Here is a 24802-nt window from a genome sequence, read left to right as displayed (position 1 = left end):
CTGCTCACTCCCCTCCAGCCGTCGCCGCGACGGTGTGGGAATCGGCCAGCTGATCGGCCAGGTACTGCGACAGCGCCCGCACAGTGCTGTGGTCGATGATGTTCTGGGCGCTGATACGAATGCCCGTCTCGGTTTCGACGCGGGTGCGCAATTCGAGTGTTCCCAGCGAGTCCAGCCCGTACTCGGACAGTGGACGGTCCGGGTCGACGGTGCGCCGCAACAGCAGTCCGATTTGCTCGGACAGCAGTTTCCGCAGTCGGCCGGGCCACTCGTCGACCGGAAGCTCGTTCAGTTCGGCCCGCAGCCTGCTCGAACCCTTGGCGCCCGGGCCCGCGGATTTGAACATCTCGGCGAACTTGCTGCGCTGAGCAAAAGTCGTCAGCCACGGGGTGCCGATCAAGGGCGCATACCCGGCGTAGGCGCGATCGTGGCGCAGCATCGACTCGAAGGCGAAGGCACCTTCGTCGGGAGCGATGGCCGTGTCGGTGTCCTCGGCGAGTGCGGTGGCCCGACCGACCTGGCCCCAGGCCCCCCACGCGATCGAGGTTGCCGGCAGACCCTGGGATTTGCGCCAGTGCGTGAAGGCGTCCAGCCAGCTGTTCGCCGCGGCGTACGCACCCTGGCCGGGAGACCCGATCAGCGACGCCGCCGAGGAGAACGAGCAGAACCAGTCCAGCGGTCCGTCGACGGTGGCTTCGTGTAAGTTCCACGCGCCGTACACCTTCGGCCGCCAGTCACGATCGAGAAGCCCGTCGGTGATGTTGACCAGGGTGGCGTCTTCGACCACCGCGGCGGCGTGCAGCACGCCCCGCAGCGGCAGACCCGTGATCGTCGCAGCGGCGACCAGCCGGTCGGCGGTGGCACGTTCGGCGATGTCACCGCACTCGACGACGATGTCGGCGCCGGTGGCCCGGATCATGTCGATGGTCGACAGCACCTCGTCGTTGGGCGCCGACCGTGAGCTCAGGACGATGCGGCCGCAGCCGGCGGCCGCCAACTTCTCGGCGAGGAACAATCCCAGGCCGCCCAGGCCACCGGTGATGATGTAGGAACCGTCGGATCGGAAAACCGGCACCAGGCCCGGCGGCACGGCCACCCGGGTCGGCTCGGTGCGTGGCACGTCGAGCACCAGCTTGCCGGTGTGCTCGGCCGCACTCATCGCCCGAATGGCGGTGGCCGCGTCGGACAGTGGGTAATGCGTGCTTTCCGGCATCGGCAGAACGCCGTCGGCGGTCAGCCGGTAGACGGTGTCGAGCAGCTCGTGGAATCGTTCGGGATGGCTGTGCGACATCAGACCCAGATCGACCCCGTGGAACGCGAGGTTGCGGCGGAACGGGAACAGTCCCAGCCGAGAGTCACCGTAGATGTCGCGCTTACCGATCTCGATGAAACGTCCTCCGAGAGCCAGTAATTCGATGCCGGCGCGCTGCGCTGCACCGGTGACCGAGTTGAGCACGATGTCGACGCCGTAGCCGCCGGTGTCGGACCGGATCTGCTCGGCGAACTCGATGCTTCGTGAGTCGTAGACGTGCTCGATTCCCCAGTCGCGCAGCAACTGTCGACGTTGCTCGCTACCGGCGGTGGCGAAGATCTCGGCTCCGGCGGCCCGTGCGATGGCGATCGCCGCCTGGCCCACGCCTCCGGTCGCCGAATGAATCAGCACCTTGTCACGTCGTCCGATGCGAGCCAGATCCTGCAGCCCGTACCAGGCGGTCGCGTGTGCGGTGGTCACCGCGGCCGCCTGGTGTTCGGTCAGACCCGCGGGCAACGTTGCGGCAAGGTCGGCGTCGCACGTGACAAACGTGCCCCAGCAGCCATTGGGCGAGATTCCGCCGACGCGGTCACCCACCTGGTGGGTCGTCACGTCGCTACCGACCGCGCTGACCACGCCCGCGAAGTCGGTACCCAGTTGGGGGAGCCGTCCCTCGAAGGAGGGGTAGCGGCCGAAGGTCACCAGCACATCGGCGAAGTTGATGCTGGATGCGGTGACCGCGACCTCGATCTCGTTGGGTCCCGGGGGAATTCGGTCGAAGGCGGTGAGCTCGATCGTCTGCAGATCGCCCGGCGTGCGAATCTGCAACCGCAGGCCGTCCTGCTGTGGGTCGGCCACTGCGGTGAACCGCTCCTCGGCCTTGAGTGGGCCGGGGAACAACCTGGCCGTGTACCACTCGCCGGCCCGCCAGGCGGTCTCGTCCTCGTCGGATCCACTGAGCAGCTGACGAGCGAGATGTTCGTGGTCGGTTCGCTCGTCGACATCGATCTGGGTCACCCGCAGGTCCGGATACTCGTTACCGACCGAGCGCAGCAGGCCTCGAAGTCCCGCCTGGTCCAGGTTGGCCCGGTCGCCGGGAAGCACCGTCTGGGCATTGCTGGTGACGACGAACAAACGCGTTGGCTCGCCGCCGCTTTCGGGCAGTTCGCGAATGATGCGGATGACATGTTGGACGTAATCGCCGCCGCGCAGCGCGCACTCCTCGTCCGGGCTTCCGTTCTTCGGTCCGGTCAGGACGACCATTCCGTCGAAACGGCCGGCCTGAAGCTGCCCGGCAAGCTCGCCGGCGATCGTTGCATGGTCGGCTTCGTGCGGCCAGCAAATCGTCGTGCTTTGCGCACGCGCAACTTTCAGCGCGTCGGTCAGGGCGTTCGCCACCACGTCAGCGCCTCCGGAGGTGCTGACCAGGAGCCAGTTTCCGGCTTCGGTATCGGCCGCCTCGGGAAGTTCGCGCTGCTGCCATTCGACGGTCAGCAGTCGCTCGTTGAGCAGCCGCTGCTGATTGGCACTTTCGGAGGAGCCGCTACCGATCTGCAACCCGTCCACGGTCAGCACCACGGCGCCGTGCTCGTCGAGTAGTTCGATGTCGGCCTCGACCCAGGTCGGATCCGCCCGGACCACACGCGAATGCGCGTACCGGATTTCGTGGGCCGGTCCCCATGTCCGCAGGCGGCGGACTCCCAGCGGCAACATCAGGCCGCCGATACCCGCGGACTGGATGGCGGGGTGAGCGGCGACCGACTGGAAGCATGCGTCCAGCAGCGCCGGGTGTACGTGATAGCTGGTCTGCTGCGACCGGATCGACGGCGGCAAGCCGACCTCGGCGAGCACCGTGTCCACCGATCCCTCGGCGATCAGCACCGCGGCCAGGCCGTGAAACGCCGGGCCGTACTGCAGCCCTCGCTTGTCGAACCCCTGCCGCAGTTCGTCCCCTTCGACCCGGCGGGGATGCTGGGCGCGCAGCGCCTCGATGTCGTATGCGGCGGGCTGGTCGGCTTCGGCTCCCGCCTGCAAGACGGCGCTGGCCCGCCGCGCGCGTTCACCCTCCTGTTCGGCCTCCACTACGAACTTGACGACGCCGGGCGACTCGACCGATGCGGCGGCCCCGACCGGTGTCTTCTCGTCGAGCAGCAGCATCTGCTCGAACCGGACATCGCAGATCTCGGCCGCTTCGCCGAGGACTGTGCGGGCCGCGGCGAGCGCCATCTCGAGATAGGCGGCACCGGGCAGGATGGCGATGTCGTGGATCTTGTGGTCACCGATCCACGGCAGGGCGTTGAGGCCGACCTCGGCCTCCCAGGCGTGGCGCTCCGGCTCCTCGAGCAGCCTGACGTGCGATCCCAGCAGCGGATGCACCGCAACGGAATTGGCACCCCGGGACCGAAGGTCGGTGTTGTCGAGTTCGTAGACGAACTGCCGGTGCGTCCACGACGGGAGCGGCGCATCGATCAGCTGTCCGCGCGGGTAGATCACCGAAAAGTCCACGGCCGCGCCGGCGCTGTGCAGATCGCCCACCAAGCTGCGCAGTCCGTGCGGCATTGCCTGCTCGCGCCGCATGCCGGCCAGCGCTGCCACCCGCATGTCGAGGCTGTCGGCGGTCTGGTCGACGGCGTGGGTCAACAGCGGGTGCGGTGCCAGTTCGGCGAACACCCGGAAACCGTCCTCCAGGGCCGCTTGCACCGCCGAGGCGAAACGGACGGTGTAGCGCAGGTTTTCGACCCAGTAGTCGGCGTCGCATTCCGGAACATCACGCGGGTCGAAGTGGGTGGCCGAGTAGTAGGGGATCTCGGGCTCGCGGGGTTGCAGATCTGCCAGCACCGCGGCGAGCTCGTCGAGAATCGGCTCGACCTGAGGGGAGTGGGACGCCACGTCGACCGCAACCTCGCGCGCCATGATCTCGCGCTGCTCCCAGGCTGCAACCAATTCCCGGACAGACTCGGTCGCACCGCCGATCACCGTCGACTTCGGCGAGGCCACCACCGCGACCACCACGTCCTTGATGCCGCGAGCCATCAGCTCGGAAAGAACCTGTTGGGCAGGCAATTCCACCGATGCCATGGCGCCCGCACCGGACACCCGCAGCATCAGCTTCGACCGGCGGCAGATGACACGCACGCCGTCTTCCAGCGACAATGCGCCCGCCACGACAGCGGCCGCCGCTTCTCCCATCGAGTGCCCGATGACCGCGCCCGGGCGGACCCCGTGCGACTGCAACGTGGCGGCCAACGCCACCTGCATCGTGAAAATGGTCGGCTGCACCCGGTCGATGCCGGTGACGGTTTCCGCGGCCGAGATCGCCTCGGTCACCGAAAAACCTGATTCCGCAGCGATCAGCGGCTCGGCTCGCGCCACCGTCGCGGCGAACACCGGTTCCGTGGCCAGCAGTTCAGCGCCCATCGCCGCCCACTGCGACCCCTGTCCGGAGAACAGCCACACCGGTCCCAGGTCGTCGCGACCGACCGCCGGCTCATATGGAATCTCGCCGGAGGCAATCTCCCGCAATGCCGCGGTCAACTCCGGCAGGCTGCCCGCCGTCACCGAGGTTCGTACCGTGCGGTGCGCGCGCCGGCGCGCCAGCGTGTAGCCCAGATCGTGTGCGGTGAACTCGTCGGGGTGGGCGTCGACCCAGTCGGCCAATCGAGCCGCCGTCTGGCGCAGCGCATCGGTCGAGGTCGAGGACAGCGGGAACAGTGGCGGACCTGCGGTGGTCGGGTCTGCCGCCTCGGCGTCGGCCGAGACAATCCCGGGTGCCTGCTCGACCACCGCATGCACGTTGGTTCCGGAGAATCCGTAGGACGACACCGATGCCCGGCGTGGATGAGCGCCGTTGGTCGGCCACGCAGTGATGGCCTGCGGGACGAAGAGCTTGGTCTTGATGTCTGCGAGAGCATCCGGCAGGCGCTCGAAGTGCAGGTTCTGCGGGATCACCCCGTGCTGCAGCGCCAAGATCGCCTTCATCAAACCGAGCGGACCCGACGCCGACTGTGCATGCCCGAAGTTGGTCTTGACCGAAGCCAACGCGGTGGGGCCGGTGATGCCGTAAACGCTTGCCAGACTTTCGTATTCGATCGGGTCGCCGACCGGCGTCCCCGGGCCGTGCGCCTCGACCATGCCGACGGTGGCGGCGTCGACACCCGCTTTGGCCAGCGCCGATCGGTATACGGCGCTCTGCGCCTTGGCCGACGGCACCGAGATGTTGACGGTGTGGCCGTCCTGGTTCGCCGCGGTGCCGCGCAGCACTGCCAGGACGCGGTCACCGTCCGCCACAGCTTCCGACAACCGCTTGAGTAGCAAAACCACGCTGCCCTCGGACACCGCGAATCCGTCCGCCGCCGCGTCGAACGCATGGCAACGCCCGGTGGGGGACAGCATCCCCTCGGCGGACCCGGCGGCGAACTTGCGTGGTTCCAAGCTCACCGACGCGCCGCCGGCCAACGCGAGGTTGCTCTCGCCGCTGTGCAGGCTCTGGCAGGCCAGGTGGATGGCCAACAGGCCTGACGAGCAGGCGGTATCCACTGTGACCGCAGGACCATGGACTCCCAGCGCGTAGGAGATCCGGCCCGAGCCCAGACTGAAGTTCGTGCCGGAGAATCCGTACGGTCCCTCCAGCGCCGCGGCATCGGCGGCGAGGTACGAGTAGTCGGAGTGGGTCAGGCCGACGAACACGCCGGTCAGCGTGCCGGCGATCTGCTCAGGTGTCAGGCCGGCGTGCTCCATTGCCTCCCAAGCTGTTTCCAGCAGCACGCGGTGTTGTGGGTCGCTGGCCAGCGCTTCCCGGTCGCCGATGCCGAAGAACTCGGCGTCGAAACCTGTCGGGTCGTCGAGGAACGCGGCCCACTTGGAGATCGAGCGACCGGGGACCCCGGGTTCCGGGTCGTAGTACTGATCCATGTCCCAGCGATCCGCGGGCACCTCCTTGACCAGGTCGTCGCCGCTCAGCAACGCGGTCCAGAGCTGTTCGGGGGACTCGATACCGCCCGGAAGCCGGCATGCCATGCCGATCACCGCGACCGGAGTTACTGGGTTTTGGCCGTTGCGCGGCGAGGAACCGTTGCTCGGCAAAGAATTACTCGAATCCAAGTACGCCGACGGCGTGTGATTCGTTTCGGAAGTATGCAATTCGCCCTCTTTCTATACGCAAAGCACTACGCGACTAAGCGAGTTACTGCCCGAGTGGAAAAGCGCGACTCGATCGCAGAAATCTACACCCCAGCGCGCCAACACGCGATCGGAATATTGGCAACTGAAGTTGTCACTACTTTGCCAATTGTGAGCGAATGCTCCGAAAATTGATTGTCGGCCGAACGGCGGACAATCACTGAAGACGCAGTCATTTCCCCCCCTTTTCCAGGCAGGGCGATACGCCACCGAGGTAGACGGTCGGTGTTTGCCCGGCCCCGGGTGCTGCAGGGCTCAAGATCGGCCTGGAGTCTGTCGGATCGCCAATGACGCGGCTTTTTTGCACGTCAGAAGGCTTTCTGAGGTAGAGACGTTATTCGACACCCATCTAGTGCCGGGGTCCGCGAGGCGAATCGTTACCTTATCGTGATCAACGGCGCGGGCGCCGTCAACTGCACTGACGGTTGTTTAACAACGTTTTAACCGTTTCTCAGGAGTGGTTCAGCAGCTGGCGGGGTTCGCTCGCTTTTCGGCGCCATGCTGAGTTTTAGTCGTTGCTTTTTCGGGCTCGCTGTTGTAAGCGCATCCGCCGTGCCGTCGGTGCCCCCGCCGGCATTTGACTGACTGATCAGTCAGTTAATAAATCCGACCCACGATTGACATATCAATCAGTTTTAATGAGTGACATATTGACACCCGAATCAGTAATTCGTAGCGTCGTTGAGATGCAAACAAAGGTGGTCGAAATGCTCGGCGAGAAGCTCCTGTACCGCGCCCTCGGCCCCTGCCGCGCCCCATGGTCCGTCGGATGGGACGTGGATGTATCGGTGAGTACGTCGCCGACAGTCGGTCTGGTGAGCGGCCGGCCGGCGATCCACCGGCCCACGAGCGCCACCACGGTCGCGTCCGTCGCTCTCGCGGCGCGTCCGCGCAAGGCGGGTGTCCGATGACGGAAGACGCGAGGACGCGCAAGCGCCGTGCGATCAGTAAGGAAGACAAGTCCAGGCGGCGCGTGGAGATCATGGCGGCGGCTAAGAAAGTCTTTGCGCGCAACGGTTTTCACGCGACGACGATCTCTCACATCGCCAAAGAAGCCGACATGGCCTACGGGTCGGTCTACTGGTACTTCGACTCCAAGGACGAGCTATTCCATGCGCTGATGGCTGCGGAGGGTGATGCACTTCGTGAACACATCGCCGCGGCCATCGCCGCAGCGAGCGCGCATCCCGACCGAGATTGGGAGCCTCTTCGCATCACCGTGCAGGCAATCTTGGAGTTCTTCGAGGCCGACAAGGCCGTCACCAAGCTCTTGTTGCGCGACGCGTACGCGCTGGGCGATCAATTCGAAAAGCACCTCGGCAGCATCTACGAGCGCTTCATCGACGACATCGAGAAGCACATGATTGTCGCCCAGGAGCTCGGAACCGTGATCAGCGCGCCGCCGCGGATGCTCGCCTTCAGTCTGGCCGCGCTGATCGGCCAGCTCGCCCATCGCCGCCTGACCACCGACGACGGGGTCAGCTCTGCCGACGTTGCCGACATCGTCGTCTCCTTCGCCCTCAACGGATTGCGGCCCAGGGTGGGCTGAGTCTGGCCGGACCTCGGTCACGAATGCATTACGGCAGGTCAGCGGGATCGGCGCGGCGAATTGACCCGAGCCGAATGTTGGGGCATCATCGACCGGGTAAGCACCTCGTTAGGTGAGGCGTCTACACGGATACAGGCCACTGACCCCGAACGTCGAGAGACGCCCAGGGTCAGGACAGCTCCTCCCGGCTTAAGGGTTGAGCCCAAGTGGCTTCCAGGGTTTCCCGGATACGCCGTGTAGTGCCGAAACTCTGACGAGTGGGGTGCGGACCGACTTGATTGAGGTCGGCATCTGTATTCCTGCTTGCGCCTGAAGTGTGCGATATTCCGCACGTGCTGCGACGCGAGGAGGTGAGGGACGCGTGAGTTCCAGTTCTAGTCCGAGTCGATATCCGGACGTTTCGTCCCGAACCGGCCTGCGGCGCGCTGCCTCCAGCTGAGCCATCTCCGCTCATCTCGCACCTCGCCTCATCGCACCAGCGGTCCAGCGCACATCTGCGTCGACGCCGTTTCGGACGGACACCGAATCCCGTTGTGCCCGTTTGAATTTTGCTTAGGAGGCGATCATGACCGCTGCACTGTACGACGAAGTAACGACGGCGACGTCCGCGCCCCAGCTCCGGGTGGTGGCCGACCCGATGCCGGCGCCGAAGACCGCCAAGCGTCCGGGCCCGACGAGCGGGGACCCGCTGGTCGAGGGCGCTGCACGACTGCTGTGCGTTCCGCTGCGCCAGCTCTACGCAGCATTGTGGCGCGCTGGAGTCATCGAAGTAGGCGCCTGAACAGTTCGCGATCTCCCGGTAGTCGAAGTGCTGCAACAGCTTTCGGTACCGGGAGTTTTGCGTTACTGCGCAGCCGCGACGAGGCCGGACAGCCCGTCCCGGTAGGCGGCAAGCCCGTGTCGCCACGAAATCGACAGCGGCGGCCCACCACTGTCCACCGAGATTTGCGACCCCACATGCACGTACGCACCCGGCGGTAGGTAGGGAACGAGGTCCAGGAAATTCACCACTCGGTAACAGCTTTCGATGACCGCATTGAAGCTCGCCGCAAAGTCGCCTGACCCGGTTTTAGGGCCGGCGAACGTAATGAGCCGGGGCTCAATGGTGTTCGGCGGCATGGCGCGGGCGATATCTGGCGCCGCGAGGACGGCAAGTGCTGCGCCGAGGCTGTGGCCGGTCAGCAGGATGTGATCGCATCCGGCTGTGGTGGCCGCCAGCTCAGCGGCGATATTGGTGCGGACCAGCTCGTAGACGTCCTGAAAACCGGTGTGCACCTGGCCGAAGCCGCTGATCGGGCGGTAGTCCTGGCGGAAAGCATTGATATCGGCCACCCACTCGGCCAGGTCGGATGTCCCGCGAAACGCCAGAAATGCGGTGCGGCTGGACGGATTACGCCCCATCAGACCGAAGATGTCCGAGTCCTTGGTCATCGCCGCCACCGCGGGATGCGGATATGTCAGCGTGTTGAGGGCCACGGCATCGGCCTGGATCAGACTGGTCTGGATGTAACCGGCCGGCAGGTTGGCGGGGGTCCCGTCCATCACGGCGTACGCGGCCTGCGCCAGCGCCAGCACCACGTCACGGGCGAAAACCGGATCGAACGCCACCGCCGCAGTGTAACGGTCAACGCCCTGTCTCGAGGATGGTCGAGCCAGATGTAAGCTTCCGTGCAGAATCGACGACCTAGCGAACCCTGCTGTAGCAGAGTCGAACTCAGGAGACTCCGGATCAGTGGCCGAATTGCACGCGCTTGACCGCGCGCTCGAGCTCGACGAGGTGAGTGCCGACGTCGTGCGGGGCAGGACGCGGCCGGAGTGGGCGAACATGGTGGGACCGTTCGGTGGTGTCACGGCCGCGGTGTTGCTGAGGGCCATCGAGTCGCATCCCGATCGACTCGGTGAGCCCGTCGCGCTGACAGTGAATTTCGCCGCACCGATTGCCGACGGAGAATTCGAGATCTCTCGTCGAGCCGCTCGCACCAATCGCACCAATCAGCACTGGATCCTGGAGCTCAGCCAGAACGGCGTGGTCGCGACGACGGCGACGGCCATCTTCGGTATCCGCCGCGACACCTGGTCGGACACCCAGGCGGTGCCCCCGGACGCGCCGCCCCCGGAGCAGATCGAGCGCAGCAGTCGGGAGAACCTGCCGGCCTGGATTGGCTTGTACGACATGCGGTTCGCTGAAGGCTCGTTCTCCGGCGGCGCGGTAGAGACCGGCTCGTCGTCGACCACCACACTGTGGGTGCGCGACGCCGAACGGCGCGAGATCGACTTTCCCGCGCTCGCCGCGTTGTCCGACATCTTCTTTCCGCGAGTGTATTTGCGCCGCGGTGTCGTCCCGGCCGGCACGATCTCGATGACCACCTACTTTCACGCCGACGGCCATCACCTCGACGCGCTCGGCGGCGACTACATCCTGGCGACGGCCCGCGCGGACCGCTTCGACCGCGGGTTCTTCGACCAGAATGCGCAGCTGTGGAGCCGCGACGGTCAGCTACTGGCCAGCACGTATCAGATCGTCTATTTCAAGAGCTGACGGGTCGCCACCACCCGGCTTGCGCCCGGCCGTAGAATCAATCCGCGGCATTGATCCGGCTATCACCGGGGAGCCTTCGGAAGAACAGCCTGCACCTGCGGTTTCGCCGGCTCAGTAGAACCGAACGGGTCGGCCCGTCACAGCCGAATGATGAGCGGCCACACCCCAGGTGTGGCAAGCGGGGTGGTACCGCGGCGCTGGTGCACACAGCACTTCGTCGTCCCCGTGCCTGACAACGGCACATGGAGACGACCCGCAGTGACCGAAAGCTCCTATCCCAAGCCCGCCGGCGGCGCACCCGACTTGCCGTCGCTGGAACTCGAGGTCCTCGACTACTGGGCGGGCGATGACACCTTCCACGCCAGCATCGATCGCCGCGCGGATGCTCCTGAGTACGTGTTCTACGACGGTCCGCCATTCGCCAACGGGCTTCCGCACTACGGGCATCTGCTGACCGGCTACGTCAAGGACATCGTCCCGCGGTATCGCACCATGCGCGGCTACAAGGTCGAGCGCCGTTTCGGCTGGGACACTCACGGGCTGCCGGCTGAACTCGAGGTCGAGCGGCAACTAGGCATCACCGACAAATCGCAGATCGATGCGATGGGTATCGCCGCTTTCAACGACGCATGCCGCGAATCGGTGTTGCGCTACACCGATGAGTGGCGTTCCTACGTGACCCGCCAGGCCCGCTGGGTCGACTTCGACAACGACTACAAGACGCTCGACCTGCCCTACATGGAGTCGGTGATCTGGGCGTTCAAGCAGCTGTGGGACAAGGGATTGGCCTACGAGGGTTACCGGGTGCTGCCTTATTGCTGGCGCGACGAAACTCCACTGTCCAATCACGAGCTGCGGATGGACGACGACGTCTACCAGAACCGGCAGGATCCGGCCCTCACGGTCGGGTTCGCCGTGACCGAGGGAGATCTGGCGGGCGCGCACCTGTTGGTGTGGACGACGACGCCGTGGACCCTGCCGTCCAATCAGGCGGTCGCCGTCAACCCCGATGTCAGCTACGTACAAGTCCGGGCCGGCGAACAACGCGTCATCCTTGCCGAGGCCCGATTAGCTTCCTACGCAAGAGAATTCGGCGAAGACCCAGAGTTGCTGGGCAGCTATCAGGGCAGCGAGTTGGTCGGCACCCGGTACCGTCCGCCGTTTCCGTATTTCATGGACTCGTCCAACGCATTTCAAGTGTTGCAAGCCGACTTCGTCACCACCGACGACGGCACCGGGATCGTCCACCTGGCACCGGCCTACGGTGAGGACGACAAGGCGACCGCCGACCGAGTCGGCATTGTGCCGGTGACGCCCGTCGATGCCAAAGGCCGATTCGACGCCACCGTGCCGGATTATCGAGGGCAGCACGTCTTCGACGCCAATCCGAAGATCATCAAGGACCTCAAGAACCGTACCGGCCCGGCCGCGGCCAACGGTGCGGTGTTGATCCGCCAGGAAACCTACGACCACCCCTACCCGCACTGCTGGCGCTGTCGCAATCCGCTGATCTACCGGGCGGTGTCGTCGTGGTTCATCAAAGTCACCGAATTCCGCGACCGGATGGTCGAGCTCAATCAGCAGATCACCTGGTACCCGGAACACGTCAAAGACGGCCAATTCGGCAAGTGGCTGCAAGGAGCCCGCGACTGGTCGATCTCGCGAAACCGCTACTGGGGCACCCCGATTCCGGTGTGGGTTTCCGACGATCCGGACTACCCTCGGATCGACGTCTACGGAAGTCTCGACGACCTGGAGCGCGACTTCGGCACCCGGCCGGACAATCTGCACCGGCCCTACATCGACGAGCTGACCCGGCCCAATCCCGACGATCCGTCGGGGCGGTCGACCATGCGTCGCATCCCGGACGTGTTCGACGTCTGGTTCGACTCCGGCTCGATGCCCTATGCCCAAGTGCATTACCCGTTCGAAAACCGCGACTGGTTCGACACTCACTACCCGGGTGACTTCATCGTCGAGTACATCGGGCAGACCCGCGGCTGGTTCTACACCCTGCACGTGCTGGCCACCGCGCTGTTCGACCGGCCGGCATTCAAAGCCTGTGTGGCGCACGGGATTGTGCTGGGCAGCGACGGCCAGAAGATGAGCAAGTCGCTGCGCAACTATCCCGATGTCAGCGAGGTCTTCGACCGCGACGGTTCCGACGCCATGCGCTGGTTCCTGATGGCTTCGCCGATCCTGCGCGGCGGCAACCTCATCGTCACCGAGCAGGGGATCCGTGACGGGGTGCGCCAGGTTCTGTTGCCGTTCTGGAACGCCTACAGTTTCTTGGCTCTCTACGCGCCGAAAGTCGGTACCTGGCGCACTGATTCGAAGCATGTGCTGGACCGCTACATCCTGGCCAAACTCACCGTGTTGCGTGACGACCTGACCGTGTCGCTGGATGGTTGCGACATCTCCGGAGCCTGCGAACAGCTGCGGCAGTTCACCGAGGCACTGACGAACTGGTATGTGCGACGGTCGCGATCACGGTTCTGGGACGAGGACCCGGATGCCATCGACACTTTGCACACCGTGCTCGAAGTGACCGCGAGGCTCGCGGCGCCGCTGCTGCCGATGACAACCGAGATCATCTGGCGCGGCATCACCGGTCAGCGCTCGGTGCACCTGTCGGACTGGCCGGAGGCCGCCGTACTACCGGGAGACGCCACGCTGGTCGACGCCATGGACCAGGTGCGGGACGTCTGCTCGGTGGCATCGTCGTTGCGGAAGGCCAAGAAGCTGCGAGTACGGTTGCCGCTGCCGAAACTGACTGTGGCGGTCGATAATCCAGACCTCCTAGCGCCGTTCGTGGACCTGATCGCCGACGAGCTGAATGTCAAGAGCGTCGAGCTCACCGACGACATAGCCGGCTATGGCCGCTTCGAACTGACCGTCAACGCCAAGATTGCCGGGCCGCGATTGGGTAAGGACGTGCAGGCCGCCATCAAAGCGGTCAAGGCCGGCCAGAGCGTCGTCAATGCCGATGGCACGCTGACCGCCGGCCCGGCGGTACTGCGTCCCGAGGAATACAGCTCGCGGTTGGTCGCCGCCGACCCCGAGTACACCGCGCCGCTGCCGGGTGGCGCCGGGTTGGTGGTGCTGGACGCCACGCTCACTCCGGAGCTCGAGGCCGAGGGCTGGGCCAAGGACCGCATCCGTGAACTGCAGGAGTTGCGTAAATCCGCCGGCCTCGACGTCTCCGACCGGATTCGCGTGGTGGTGTCGGTGCCGGCGCGGCGACTGGAGTGGGCGACCGCGCATCGCGAGCTGATCGCCGGGGAGATCCTGGCCACCAGCTTCGAGTTCGGCGAGCCGGGTGCCGAGTCGACCGAGATCGGCGACGATGTCCGGGTGGCTATCGCTAAGAGCTGAGGACTGCCGAGGTGCCGAGGGTGACGTACTGCATGGTGAAGCCGCCGCCGAGCGAATCCACAGCTGCCCCAACGGTATCCAGCACGATGCTCAGCTGTTCGGGCGCCAGGATGGTGAGCTGCCCGGTGGTGGCCAGATGGTCGAGCCACTCGTCGCGGGTGTAGTGCCGCTGCCATTCGAAGCGCCACTGCTCTGGTTCGCCGAAGCCGCCGGCGGTGTGGATACCGTCCACGGCCCGGCTGACATTGCGTAGTTGCAGGTCGAGGCCCGGGGTCTTCAGCGGTCCGTCCGGCGCCACCCGGCTCAAGACCTCGTCGAACGGGTCGGCGATCTCGGCGGGTGGATCGAAGACGTGCCAGTACAACGCCAGCAGCCCGTGCGGCCGCAGCACCCGCGCTGCTTGAGCGGCACCGAGCACCGGGTCGACCCAGTGCCAGGCCTGCCCGGCGACCACCGCGTCGAAAGTCCGGCCGCGGGAGTCCCATTGCTCGAACTTGCCGATCTCGACTTCGATTCCGGTGCGCCGGGCGAACTCGGCCATCCGCGTATCCACGTCGACGCCGAGCACGTTGATGCCTGACGCCCGGTACTGCCTTGCCCCGATACCGGTGCCGCAGCCGACGTCCAGGAAATCGGTGCCCGGACTGGCCGCGATGACGCGCCGGATCAACTCGTCGGGGTAGGCCGGTCGCGCCCGGTCGTAGCGGTCGGCGTCTATTCCGAAGGACTCTGCCACCCGCCGCATCTGGTGCGGCAATTCCTCGATCGACATGGGTCTGACGTCTACACCACGAAACCCCGGCTGTACCAGGGGCTGTGGACACCGGTACGAGCGCCCGGGCGAGGCGCTCCAGTCTCTGACCGCGAAAGTGCAACTGTCGAGGCATTACTCGAGTGGACGTCTCGGTGGTTGCACTCTCGGCGTAACCAGGGCGGCGCAATAGCATCGGTGATTGTGGATTCCCGCTGGGTGCTGCACCTCGACATGGACGCGTTCTTCGCGTCGGTCGAGCAGCTCACCCGGCCCACGCTGCGAGGTCGCCCGGTGCTGGTCGGCGGGCTGGGTGGTCGGGGTGTGGTGGCCGGCGCCAGCTACGAGTCGCGGATTTTCGGGGCGCGTTCGGCGATGCCGATGCACCAGGCACGCCGGTTGATCGGGGTGACCGCGGTGGTGTTGCCGCCGCGCGGGGCGGTGTACGGGGTCGCCAGCCGCCGGGTCTTTGCCACCGTGCGAGAGATGATGCCCGTCGTCGAACAGCTCTCATTCGACGAGGCGTTCGGAGAACCGCTGGAATTGGTCGGCGCTTCGGCGGAAGAGGTCGAGAACTTCTGCGCGCAGCTGCGACGACGGGTGCGTGAAGAGACCGGGTTGATCGCCTCGGTCGGCGCCGGCTCCGGCAAGCAGATCGCCAAGATCGCCTCCGGTCTGGCTAAACCCGACGGCATCGAGGTGGTCCGGCGCGCCGACGAGGCGCTGCTGTTGGACGGTCTGTCGGTGCGCAAGCTCTGGGGAATCGGACCGGTGGCCGAAGAGAAGTTGCACAGGCTGGGCATCGAGACGATCGGCCAGCTGGCAGCCCTGAGTGAGGCCGAGGTGGCCAACATCCTGGGTGCGACGATCGGGCCGGCCCTGCACCGGTTGGCCCGCGGGATCGACGACCGGCCGGTGGCCGAACGCGCGGTCGCGAAACAGATCAGCTCCGAGTCCACCTTCGCGGTGGATCTGACCACCCTCGACGGTCTGCGGGAAGCGATTGCGCCGATCGCCGAGCACGCCCATCAGCGGCTGTGCCGCGACGGCCGCGGCGCCCGGACCGTCACCGTCAAGCTGAAGAAGTCGGACATGAGCACGCTGACCCGGTCGGCGACCCTGCCCTATGCGACCACCGATGCCACGGCGTTGGTCGCACTGGCCCGTCGACTCTTGCTCGACCCGCGTGACATCGGCCCGATTCGGCTTCTGGGAGTCGGCTTTTCAGGTCTGAGCAGTGTGCGTCAAGATTCGCTGTTCCCCGATCTGGACCTGGCAGTGCCGGACACCGAGCACAGTGATGACAGTGCTCCGGCTTTGCTCGACGCTGTCGCGCCGTCGACGCCGGAGCCGACGGGCTGGCGGATCGGGGACGACGTCACCCACCGCGAATGGGGCCACGGTTGGGTGCAGGGCGCCGGCCACGGCGTGGTCACGGTGCGTTTCGAAACCCGGGGCACCGGGCCCGGCCCCGCGCGCACCTTCTCCTCCGACAGCGACGTCATCGATCGGGCGAATCCGATCGACAGCCTGGACTGGCCGGACTACCTCGAGGCCATCGCCGAGGCCGCGTCAGACCAACCGGTCGACGACGTCGCTCAGGGGTAGCCGGGCTGCCAGCGCCGCCATCGTCAACACCCGGGCCTGGCTGGCCGGCAACTGCGGCACCATCACCGCGCCCGCGTCCACCAGGTCTCGTCCGGGTCCGTAGCCGGGGCTGACCCGCCCGCCGACCACCCGGGTCGACACCGCCACGACGATGCCGTCGCGACAGTGCCGTCGCACCGCTTCGATCACAGGATCGGCGGCGTTGCCGGAACCCAGTGCCTGCAACACGAGGCCGCGTGCCCCTGCCGCCACGAAGGCGTCCAGCGCGACCGCGTCGCCACCGGCGTAGGTCGTGACGATGTCGACCCGCGGAGCGTCTGCGGCGTTCAACTCGCCGATGAAGGGACGAGGCTTGTTCTGCATCAACGTCACCCCGGCGTCGACGCTGCCGAGTTTCTGGCCGGCGAAGCCGATGCCGGTGGCCACCTTGTGCAGACCGGCCGGCCGCAGAATCCGGCCCGCGAACGACACCAGCACACCAAGCTCGCTCGCGGCGGGATCGCCGGCCAGCGTGACCGCGTCGCGCAGGTTCGCGGGGCCGTCCGCGTCAGGTGCGTCGGCGCCGCGCATGGCGCCGGTGATCACCAGCGGCGCGGGGCCGCCGTAGGTGAGGTCCAGCCACAGCGCCGTCTCCTCGAGGGTGTCGGTGCCGTGCGTCACGACAATGCCCGACGCGCCGCGATCGACGGCGGACCGGGCCGCCGACCCGATCACGTCCCAATCCGGAGGGGTCAGACGCGAGCTGTCCTTGGCCATCACGTCGATGATGTCGACGTCGAGGCCGGCCGCGAGATCGGCGCCGCCGTGGGTCGGTCGCTGGACCCCATCGGGCGCGGCGCTGCTGGCGATGGTCCCGCCGGTGGCGATGACTGTCACACGGCTCATGGGAGAAATCATCCCGCACGGCACAAGGACGGCGAGCGCAGCGGAGACCGGCGCGGGTGCTAGTGGATGATGGTGGCGTGACTGACCATCCACCAGGATCGACGGATCCGGTGACCCCGGTGTCTCCGGCCGTGTCGGCCTCAGCATCCGACACCCCGCCGCGGCGACGCCAGCCGCTCTTGTTGTCGGTCGCCGCCGTCGTGCTGGCGCTGGACATCGTCACAAAGGTGCTGGCAGTCAACCTTTTGACGCCGGGGCAGCCGGTGCCGATCATCGGCGACACGGTGACCTGGACGCTGGTCCGCAATTCCGGCGCCGCGTTCTCGATGGCAACCGGCTACACCTGGATGTTGACGTTGATCGCCAGCGGTGTGGTGCTCGGCATCTTCTGGATGGGGCGCCGGCTGGTTTCGACGTGGTGGGCGATCGGCCTCGGGATGATCCTGGGCGGCGCGATGGGCAACCTGGTCGACCGGTTCTTCCGATCGCCGGGACCGCTGCGCGGGCATGTCGTCGACTTCTTGTCGATCGGCTGGTGGCCGGTGTTCAACGTCGCCGACCCATCGGTGGTCGGTGGGGCGATTCTGCTGGTCACCTTGTCGGCGCTGGGGTTCGACTTCGACACGGTCGGCCGGCGGCCACCCGCCGACGACGATGCAGAGCGAAGCGATGCGGAGGAGCGGCGGCGTGTGACCGCTGACGACGATGCAGAGCGAAGCGATGCGGAGGAGCGGCGGCGTGTGACCGCTGACGACGATGCAGAGCGAAGAGATGCGGAGCCCGACAAGGCTGAGCCAGGCGACGCGAGGCCCGCCGAAGGCGCCGACGAGCCTCGATGACCGATCGCTCGATGCCGGTGCCGGAGGGCCTCGCGGGCATGCGTGTCGACGCCGGGGTGGCGCGGTTGCTCGGGGTGTCGCGTACGGCGGCCGCCGCGATGGCTGAAGACGGTGGCGTCGAACTGGACGGAGCACCGGCCGGCAAGTCCGATCGGCTGACCGCCGGAGCCTGGCTGCAGGTGCGGCTGCCCGAACCCCCGGCGCCGATCGAGAACGCCGCCGTCGACATCGAGGGCATGGACATCCTGTACTCCGACGACGACATCGTTGTCGTCGACAAGCCGCCCGGGGTGGCCGCGCACGCCTCGGTCGGCTGGACCGGGCCGACGGTGCTCGGTGGCCTGGCCGCGGCCGGCTACCGCATCACCACCTCCGGGGTGCATGAGCGGCAGGGCATCGTGCACCGGCTCGACGTCGGCACGTCCGGGGTGATGGTGGTCGCGATCTCGGAGCGGGCCTACACCCTGCTCAAGCGGGCGTTCAAACAGCGCACGGTCGACAAGCGTTATCACGCACTGGTGCAAGGACATCCCGACCCGTCCAGCGGCACCATCGACGCGCCGATCGGCCGGCACCGCGGACCCGAATGGAAGTTCGCGGTCACCTCCGACGGCCGCCACAGCGTGACTCACTACGACACCGTCGAGGCTTTCGTCGCCGCGAGCCTGCTTGATGTACACCTGGAAACCGGTCGCACACACCAGATTCGGGTGCACTTCGCCGCGCTCCATCACCCGTGCTGCGGCGACCTGACCTACGGCGCGAACCCCAAGCTCGCGCACAAGCTCGGCCTGGAACGCCAGTGGCTGCACGCGCGCTCGCTGTCGTTCATCCACCCCGGCGACGGACGGCAGGTCGAGTTCGTCAGTCCTTATCCGGCGGATCTACAGCACGCGCTGACTGTGTTGCGCGCCGAGCATTAGCTACGGTTTGCGCGCCTCGGCCAGAACTCGCGTCGAATGCGCGACGAACGGGCCGCCGGCCGTGATCTGCTCGTGCATGTCCCGCAACCGGTCGCGATAGCGTTCGACGCTGAAATCGGGCACCGTCCAGATCACTTTGCGCAGGAAGTACACGACCGCACCGACATCGAAAAACTCGGCCCGCATACGTTCCAGCCGCATCTGCACGACCTCCAGACCGGCTTCCCGCGCCCGTGCGCTCTGGGTATCCGGTTGCAGCTCAGCACCTTTTGCGGGCTGCGGACCGAGGAAGTATTGCGACGATTCCACCATGGTCGCCGGCCCGATCTGCTGGGCGAGATAAATACCGCCGGGCCGCAGTACCCGGGCGATCTCGGCCCACCGGATGTCGATCGCGTGCCGACTGGTCACCAGGTCGAACGCCGAGTCGGCGAACGGCAATGTCGGCTCGTCGCGGGTCGCCACCAGCACGACTCCGCGCGGGTGCAGCAGCCCGGTGGCCAGCGCGGCATTCGGCGGCCAGGACTCGGTGGCGACCATCGTCGGCGGGAAGCTCTCCGCTCCGGCGAGAACCTCGCCGCCGCCGGTGTCGATGTCCAGGGCCGCCGACGCCGACGCCAACCGCCGGCTCATCAGCTGCTGGTACCCCCAGAACGGACGCTCCTCGGTGGCGCGACCGTCGAGCCAGGAGAAATCCCAGCCGTCGACCGGTGCTGCCTCGGCCTCGGTAATCAACTCGTCGAATGTGCGGCTCATGACAGCATTCTCGCTGACCGGAAGTCCCGCTCAGTGAGCAATCGAACAGCACGCCGATTTGCCAGAAATAATTCGTTCGGCGACGCTTGGACCCGCCGTCGATACCGACCTCATCTGGCACTACTGCTGGCTCACCGGACTCCTGAGTCGAATGTGAGGGTGAATTCATCGCGTCGACACGGCTGGCACCGGTGAAGCAACATCGAACTCATAAGTTCTTCAAGCAAGCTTGAGCTGACGGGCAGGACACATGGCGAAGCGATTGGATGACCCGAGGGTATGACCGAGCCGGATGCGGCGTCATTGACGGGGTTCACGGTGGCCGTCACCGCGTCGCGGCGCGTGGATGAATTCACCACGATGCTGCGGCGTCGTGGTGCAGACGTCGTGTCCGCCGCTGCCATGAGCATGGTTCCGCTTGCCGACGACGTCCGGCTGCGCGCCGCCACCGACAACGTGATCGACGCGCCGCCAGACATGTTGATCGCCACGACCGGGATCGGGTTCCGCGGTTGGGTCGAGGCAGCCGAGGGATGGGGAGTCGCCGAGACGCTGCTCGCGTCGCTGGGTAAGGCCCGGGTGATCTCGCGCGGGCCGAAGGCAACCGGTGCCCTGCGGGCGGCGGGTCTGCGCGAAGAATGGTCACCGGTCTCGGAGTCGTCCGAAGAGGTGCTGGACCACCTGACCGTCGACGACCTCGACGGCAAGCGGGTGGCGGTGCAGTTGCACGGCGCCACGGACGACTGGGATCCGGTTCCGGGGTTCGTCGACACGCTAGCCGAGCGCGGCGCCACCGTGGTCGGAGTGCCGGTGTATCGCTGGGAGCCACCGGAAGATCTCGGCCCGTTGGACGGACTGATCGAGAAGGTCGCGCTCGGCGGTGTGGACGCGATCACGTTCACCTCGGCGCCCGCCGCGGCATCGTTTCTGATGCGGGCCGAGGAGTTGCGGCTCACCGAAGCCGTGCGGCGGAATATGAGCAACTCGGTGACCGCGTTCTGTGTCGGACCGGTGACGGCCCGGCCGTTGAACCATGCCAACGTGCCGTCCGTGCAACCCGAGCGGATGCGTCTCGGTGCGCTGGCCCGCGCTGTCGCCGACGAGTTGCCGCGTCGCCAGCCGGACCTGTCGGTGGCCGGTCACACCCTGGGCGTACGAGCGAGCTGTGCGGTGGTCGACGGCGTCGTGCGGGATCTGTCGCCCAACTCGCTCGTGCTGCTGAAAATGCTCGCTGCTGCGCCCGGCGCGGTGGTGTCGCGAGACCGGATGCTCGAAGCGTTGGGCGGTGATGACCCGCACGTGGTCGAGGCCGCCGTCGCGCGGCTCCGGTCGGCGATCGGCGCCAGAGAGCTGATCGCCACCGCGGTCAAACGCGGTTACCGGCTCGCGGTCGACTTCATGCCCGACGACGCCGAGACGCCCGCATGACCACACTTCTGGTTGCTCACGGAACACGAAACCCGCACGGCGTCAGGATGATCGGCGACCTGGCCGAGGCAGTCACGGGTCTGCTGGCCGAGCCGGTACGGGTGGCCTTCGTCGATGTGCTGGGCCCGACGCCCGCGGAGGTGCTGGGCACCCTGCGCGACGAGCCGACGGTCGTGGTGCCGGCTTTGCTGTCCAGCGGAGTCCATGTTCGCGTCGACGTGCCGCGCTACGTCGCAGAATCCGGGCACCGTCGGGTCACCGTCAGCCAACCGCTGGGCCCGTCGCCGGAATTGGCCCGCGCGATGATGTGCCGGCTGGTCGATGCCGGCTGGCGCCGTGACGATCACGTGGTGCTGGTCGCGGCCGGCACCCGGGACCCGAGAGGGCGTGGCGAGTTGCGCTACACCGCCGCGGCGTTGTCGGCGATGGCCGGACACCGGGTTTCGATCGCATTCGCCGCCCCCAGCCCCGACCGGTTCGGCTATCCGTCGATACCCGATGCTGTGGCACAGGCCCGCCGATCGGGTGCTCGACGGGTTGCCCTGGCGTCATACCTGTTGGCCGACGGTCTGTTTCAGGGACGGCTGCGTGACGCCGGTGCTGACGTGGTCGCGGCGCCGCTGGGCCTGCATCCCGCGGTGATCAGGCTGGTGTGCCGCCGTCGGCGGGAAGCCGCTTTGACGCCGGCGATGGCGGCGGCGCTGAGCTAGGCCGACAGGCCGGCGCGCCGGTAGCCGAAGCGGATTTCGGGGGAGTTGGCCACCCACACCGTGCCGTCGACGCCGACCCGGGTCGCGTAGACCGGAACGGACACGCCTTGGGCGTCCAGGCACTGGCCGTCGACAAGGCTGAAGGCCTGCTTCTTCAACGGGGACTGGACCACGGGCACACCGGCGCGGTCGCCGACGACGCCTCGGGACAGTACCGCCGCGCGACCAATCGGGTCGATGTTGCCGACCGCGCGAATACTGTTGTCGGCCAACAGGAAAAGCGCGACTTGTGCGCCGTCGGGCAAGAGCACCGCGACACCGCGCATCGGCTGCAACCGGGCGACCGGGCAGGCGGACGTCCAGTCGCGTCGCCACCGTCCGAGATCGAATGTCGTTGCCATGTCAGCGGGTCCTCACTGTGGGTGTGCCGATCAAGACGGGTACCTTGCGCCCGTTCTTCTCGGTGAATTCGACGGTCGGATCGGGTGCGCCCGGCGCGTTGACGAACGACACGAAGCGGGCCAGCTTCTCGGGATCGTCGAGAACGGCTTTCCACTCGCAGGTGTAGCCGTCAACGTGTCGATCCATCGCTGTCTCGAAATCGTCAGCGAGACCTAACGAGTCGTCGATCACCACGTCTTTGAGGTGGTCGATGCCGCCGTCGAGTTCGTCGAGCCACGGCGCCGTGCGTTGCAATCGGCTCGCGGTGCGGATGTAGTACATCAGGAATCGATCGATGTAGCGCACCAATGTGTCGTCATCGAGGTCGGAGGCGAGCAGCTGGGCGTGTTTGGGGGTCATGCCGCCGTTACCGCCGACGTAGAGGTTCCAGCCGGACTCGGTGGCGATCACTCCGACGTCTTTGCCTCGCGCTTCGGCGCATTCGCGCGCACATCCCGAGACGCCCATCTTGATCTTGTGGGGTGCACGCAGGCCGCGGTAGCGCAATTCCAGGTCGATGGCCATCTGGACGGAATCCTGCTGGCCGTAGCGGCACCAGTCGGTGCCGACGCAACTCTTCACCGTGCGCAGTGACTTGCCGTAGGCGTGACCGGACTCCATGCCGCCCTCGACGAGCCTGAGCCAGATCTGCGGCAGTTGGTCGACGGTGGCGCCGAACATGTCGATGCGCTGTCCGCCGGTGATCTTGGTGTAAAGCCCGAAATCGCGGGCGATCTCGCCGATCAGGATCAGCTGCTCCGGGGTGATGTCGCCACCGGGCACGCGGGGAACGACCGAGTAGGTGCCGTTGCGCTGCAGGTTGGCCAGGAAATGGTCATTGGTGTCCTGCAGCGACGCCTGCTCGCCGTCGAGGATGTGCTCGGAGCTGGTCGAGGCCAGGATCGATGCCACCGCCGGCTTGCAGATGTCGCAGCCCGTGCCGGTGCCGTAGCGTTCGATCAGACCGGAGAATGTCCGCACGCCGCTGGCTTGGACGATCTCGAACAATTCGGCTCGCGACTGGGAAAAGTGCTCGCACAAAGCCTTTGAAACTTCGACGCCTTCGGCGGTCAGCAGTTGGGACAGCAGCGGCACACACGAACCGCAGGATGTGCCTGCCGAGGTGCAGCCCTTGAGGTCGGCCACCGTGCAGGCGCCGTCGGCGATGGCCGAACACAACGCCGCCTTGGTGACGTTGTTGCAGGAGCAGATCTGCGCCGCATCGGGCAGCGCGCCCACTCCGATCGCGGGCCCGTCAGTGCTGCCGGCCGGGGCGATCAGGGCGACCGGATCGCCGGGCAGCGGTGAACCGACCAGCGGCCGCAGCACGCCGTAACTCGAAGCGTCGCCGACCAGTACGCCGCCGAGCAGGGTCTGGGCGTCGTCGGAGAGCACCAGCTTGGCGTAGGTTCCGCCGATCGGATCGGACACCACCACTTCCAGCGCGCCCGGTGTGGTGCCCAGCGCGTCGCCGAAACTGGCGACGTCGACGCCGAGCAGCTTGAGCTTGGTGGACAGGTCCGCGCCCGGGAATTCCGCGTCACCTCCGAGCAGCCGGTCGGCCACGACTTCGGCGCCCGCGTAACCGGGACCGACCAGGCCGTAACACCGGCCCTCGACCGCGGCGACTTCGCCTATCGCGTAGATCGCGGGATCGTCTGTGGTGCAGCGTAAGTCGCAGCTGATGCCGCCACGCTCACCGAGCTCGAGCCCGGCGGCGCGGGCCAGCTCGTCGCGCGGGCGCACCCCGGCGGAGAACACCACCAGCGCCGCGTCGATCACCTCGTCGTTGCTCAGCGTCACCCGCAGGCCGCCGGAGCCGTCCGGTTCGATCGCCGAGGTGCCGGCGCCGACCGTGACGCCGATGCCCAGATCGCGCACCGAACGCAGCAGGTGCTCGCCCCCGGCCTGGTCGACCTGCAGTGGCATCAGCCGCGGCGCGAATTCGACGACGTGCGGCCGCATTCCGAGTAGCCGAAGCGCGTTGGCGGCTTCGAGGCCGAGCAGTCCACCGCCGACGACGACGCCGACCGCGCCGGGATTGCGGGCCAAAGCCGCCTCGGCATCGATCCGAATGGCGTCCAGGTCGTCCAGCGTGCGGTAGACGTGACAGCCGGCGCTGTCGTGACCCGGCACCGGGGGTACGAACGGATACGACCCGGTGGCCAAAACCAATGCGTCGTAATCTAATTCAGATCCGTCGGCAACGAGCAGGCGTCGCGCTTCCCGGTCGATGGCCGTCACGGCGCTGCCGAGGCGGAGCTCGACCAGGTGATCACCGGCGTAGTCGTTGCCGGCCAGCGCGAGCCGTGACCGGTCCCAGGGGCCGACGTAGGAGGACAAGCCGACCCGGTCGTACGCGGCGTCGGCCTCTTCGCCCAGCACCACGATCCGCCAGCTGCCGTCGGCGTCGCGGGACCGCAAGGCCTCGACGAAGCGGTGTCCCACCATGCCGTGCCCGACCACCGCCACTGTGCGTTGACGCACTGACACTCCTCTCCGAGAGCTCGGTTCGAGGCTAGGAGCTGCGTATTGCGCCGGCGTCGCTCAGCGTTGCCACGCCGTCAC

17 protein-coding genes and 1 riboswitch are annotated in these 24802 nt (G+C 66.8%); of the genes, 10 read left to right on the top strand and 7 right to left on the bottom strand.

What is annotated here, in order from left to right:
- Positions 1–4: 4 nt before the first annotated feature.
- Complete coding sequence (gene pks2, locus CYU59_RS20205) at positions 5–6268, bottom strand: sulfolipid-1 biosynthesis phthioceranic/hydroxyphthioceranic acid synthase (protein ID WP_293001964.1); 6264 nt, start codon at positions 6266–6268, stop codon at positions 5–7.
- Between the two features lie 848 nt (positions 6269–7116).
- Here pks2 and CYU59_RS20200 point away from each other — a divergent pair.
- The 3 genes from CYU59_RS20200 (at position 7117) to CYU59_RS20190 (ending at position 8760) form a co-directional block, all read left to right on the top strand.
- The gene (locus CYU59_RS20200) at positions 7117–7341 is read left to right on the top strand and encodes a hypothetical protein (RefSeq protein WP_293001962.1); all 225 of its coding nucleotides are present in this window, start codon (positions 7117–7119) and stop codon (positions 7339–7341) included.
- Positions 7338–7979 (top strand): TetR/AcrR family transcriptional regulator, encoded by a 642-nt coding sequence (locus tag CYU59_RS20195; protein ID WP_293001960.1) that lies wholly within the window; start codon positions 7338–7340, stop codon positions 7977–7979. The genes CYU59_RS20200 and CYU59_RS20195 overlap by 4 nt, the downstream gene beginning before the upstream one ends.
- 97 nt (positions 7980–8076) lie before the next feature.
- Positions 8077–8248, top strand: a riboswitch (M-box (ykoK) riboswitch).
- Positions 8249–8544: 296 nt separating this feature from the next.
- Positions 8545–8760 carry an Rv1535 family protein gene (locus tag CYU59_RS20190; RefSeq protein WP_293001958.1) on the top strand — a complete coding sequence of 72 codons (216 nt, stop codon included), beginning with the start codon at positions 8545–8547 and terminating at the stop codon, positions 8758–8760.
- 62 nt (positions 8761–8822) lie between these two features.
- On the opposite strand, the gene CYU59_RS20185 is transcribed toward CYU59_RS20190, so the two are convergent.
- Positions 8823–9587: a lipase family protein gene (locus tag CYU59_RS20185; protein ID WP_293001956.1), complete on the bottom strand. Its 765-nt coding sequence runs from the start codon at positions 9585–9587 to the stop codon at positions 8823–8825.
- A gap of 133 nt (positions 9588–9720) precedes the next feature.
- On the opposite strand from CYU59_RS20185, the gene CYU59_RS20180 reads away from it, so the two are divergent.
- Together CYU59_RS20180 and ileS are read left to right on the top strand one after the other, a co-directional pair.
- Positions 9721–10518 (top strand): thioesterase family protein, encoded by a 798-nt coding sequence (locus CYU59_RS20180; protein WP_293002006.1) that lies wholly within the window; start codon positions 9721–9723, stop codon positions 10516–10518.
- Positions 10519–10776: 258 nt separating this feature from the next.
- Positions 10777–13893: an isoleucine--tRNA ligase gene (gene ileS / locus CYU59_RS20175; RefSeq protein ID WP_293001954.1), complete on the top strand. Its 3117-nt coding sequence runs from the start codon at positions 10777–10779 to the stop codon at positions 13891–13893.
- Here the strand turns inward: ileS and CYU59_RS20170 are convergent.
- Positions 13883–14665: a class I SAM-dependent methyltransferase gene (locus tag CYU59_RS20170; protein ID WP_293001952.1), complete on the bottom strand. Its 783-nt coding sequence runs from the start codon at positions 14663–14665 to the stop codon at positions 13883–13885. The genes ileS and CYU59_RS20170 overlap by 11 nt on opposite strands.
- 198 nt (positions 14666–14863) lie before the next feature.
- Here CYU59_RS20170 and CYU59_RS20165 point away from each other — a divergent pair, with 198 nt between their 5' ends.
- Positions 14864–16252 (top strand): DNA polymerase IV, encoded by a 1389-nt coding sequence (locus CYU59_RS20165; protein WP_293002004.1) that lies wholly within the window; start codon positions 14864–14866, stop codon positions 16250–16252.
- Here CYU59_RS20165 and CYU59_RS20160 read toward each other — a convergent pair.
- Positions 16217–17137 carry an asparaginase gene (locus CYU59_RS20160; protein WP_293001950.1) on the bottom strand — a complete coding sequence of 307 codons (921 nt, stop codon included), beginning with the start codon at positions 17135–17137 and terminating at the stop codon, positions 16217–16219. The two genes, CYU59_RS20165 and CYU59_RS20160, sit on opposite strands and share 36 nt — an antisense overlap.
- 119 nt (positions 17138–17256) lie before the next feature.
- On the opposite strand from CYU59_RS20160, the gene lspA reads away from it, so the two are divergent.
- Together lspA and CYU59_RS20150 are read left to right on the top strand one after the other, a co-directional pair.
- A complete protein-coding gene (lspA, locus tag CYU59_RS20155; protein WP_293002002.1) occupies positions 17257–17976 on the top strand; it encodes a signal peptidase II in 720 nt (239 codons plus the stop codon).
- Positions 17973–18899: an RluA family pseudouridine synthase gene (locus CYU59_RS20150; protein WP_293001948.1), complete on the top strand. Its 927-nt coding sequence runs from the start codon at positions 17973–17975 to the stop codon at positions 18897–18899. The genes lspA and CYU59_RS20150 overlap by 4 nt, the downstream gene beginning before the upstream one ends.
- Here CYU59_RS20150 and CYU59_RS20145 read toward each other — a convergent pair whose 3' ends face one another.
- Positions 18900–19655: a class I SAM-dependent methyltransferase gene (locus CYU59_RS20145; protein WP_293001946.1), complete on the bottom strand. Its 756-nt coding sequence runs from the start codon at positions 19653–19655 to the stop codon at positions 18900–18902.
- Positions 19656–19934: 279 nt separating this feature from the next.
- Here CYU59_RS20145 and CYU59_RS20140 point away from each other — a divergent pair, with 279 nt between their 5' ends.
- Complete coding sequence (locus CYU59_RS20140; protein ID WP_293001943.1) at positions 19935–21083, top strand: uroporphyrinogen-III synthase; 1149 nt, start codon at positions 19935–19937, stop codon at positions 21081–21083.
- Complete coding sequence (locus tag CYU59_RS20135) at positions 21080–21793, top strand: sirohydrochlorin chelatase (protein WP_293001941.1); 714 nt, start codon at positions 21080–21082, stop codon at positions 21791–21793. The genes CYU59_RS20140 and CYU59_RS20135 overlap by 4 nt, the downstream gene beginning before the upstream one ends.
- On the opposite strand, the gene nirD is transcribed toward CYU59_RS20135, so the two are convergent.
- Both nirD and nirB read right to left on the bottom strand, forming a co-directional pair.
- Positions 21790–22194, bottom strand: coding sequence for a nitrite reductase small subunit NirD (gene nirD / locus CYU59_RS20130; RefSeq protein WP_293001939.1), 405 nt, complete (start codon positions 22192–22194; stop codon positions 21790–21792). The genes CYU59_RS20135 and nirD overlap by 4 nt on opposite strands.
- A 1-nt stretch (position 22195) precedes the next feature.
- Positions 22196–24721, bottom strand: a complete 2526-nt coding sequence (gene nirB / locus CYU59_RS20125; protein ID WP_293001937.1) for a nitrite reductase large subunit NirB — start codon at positions 24719–24721, stop codon at positions 22196–22198.
- Positions 24722–24802: the final 81 nt, after the last annotated feature.

It is taken from the genome of Mycobacterium sp., assembly GCF_002863225.1.
Classification (GTDB): Bacteria; Actinomycetota; Actinomycetes; order Mycobacteriales; family Mycobacteriaceae; genus Mycobacterium.
The sequence above is the reverse complement of the archived record's forward strand: the minus strand, read 5'-3'. Positions and strand labels throughout refer to the sequence as shown.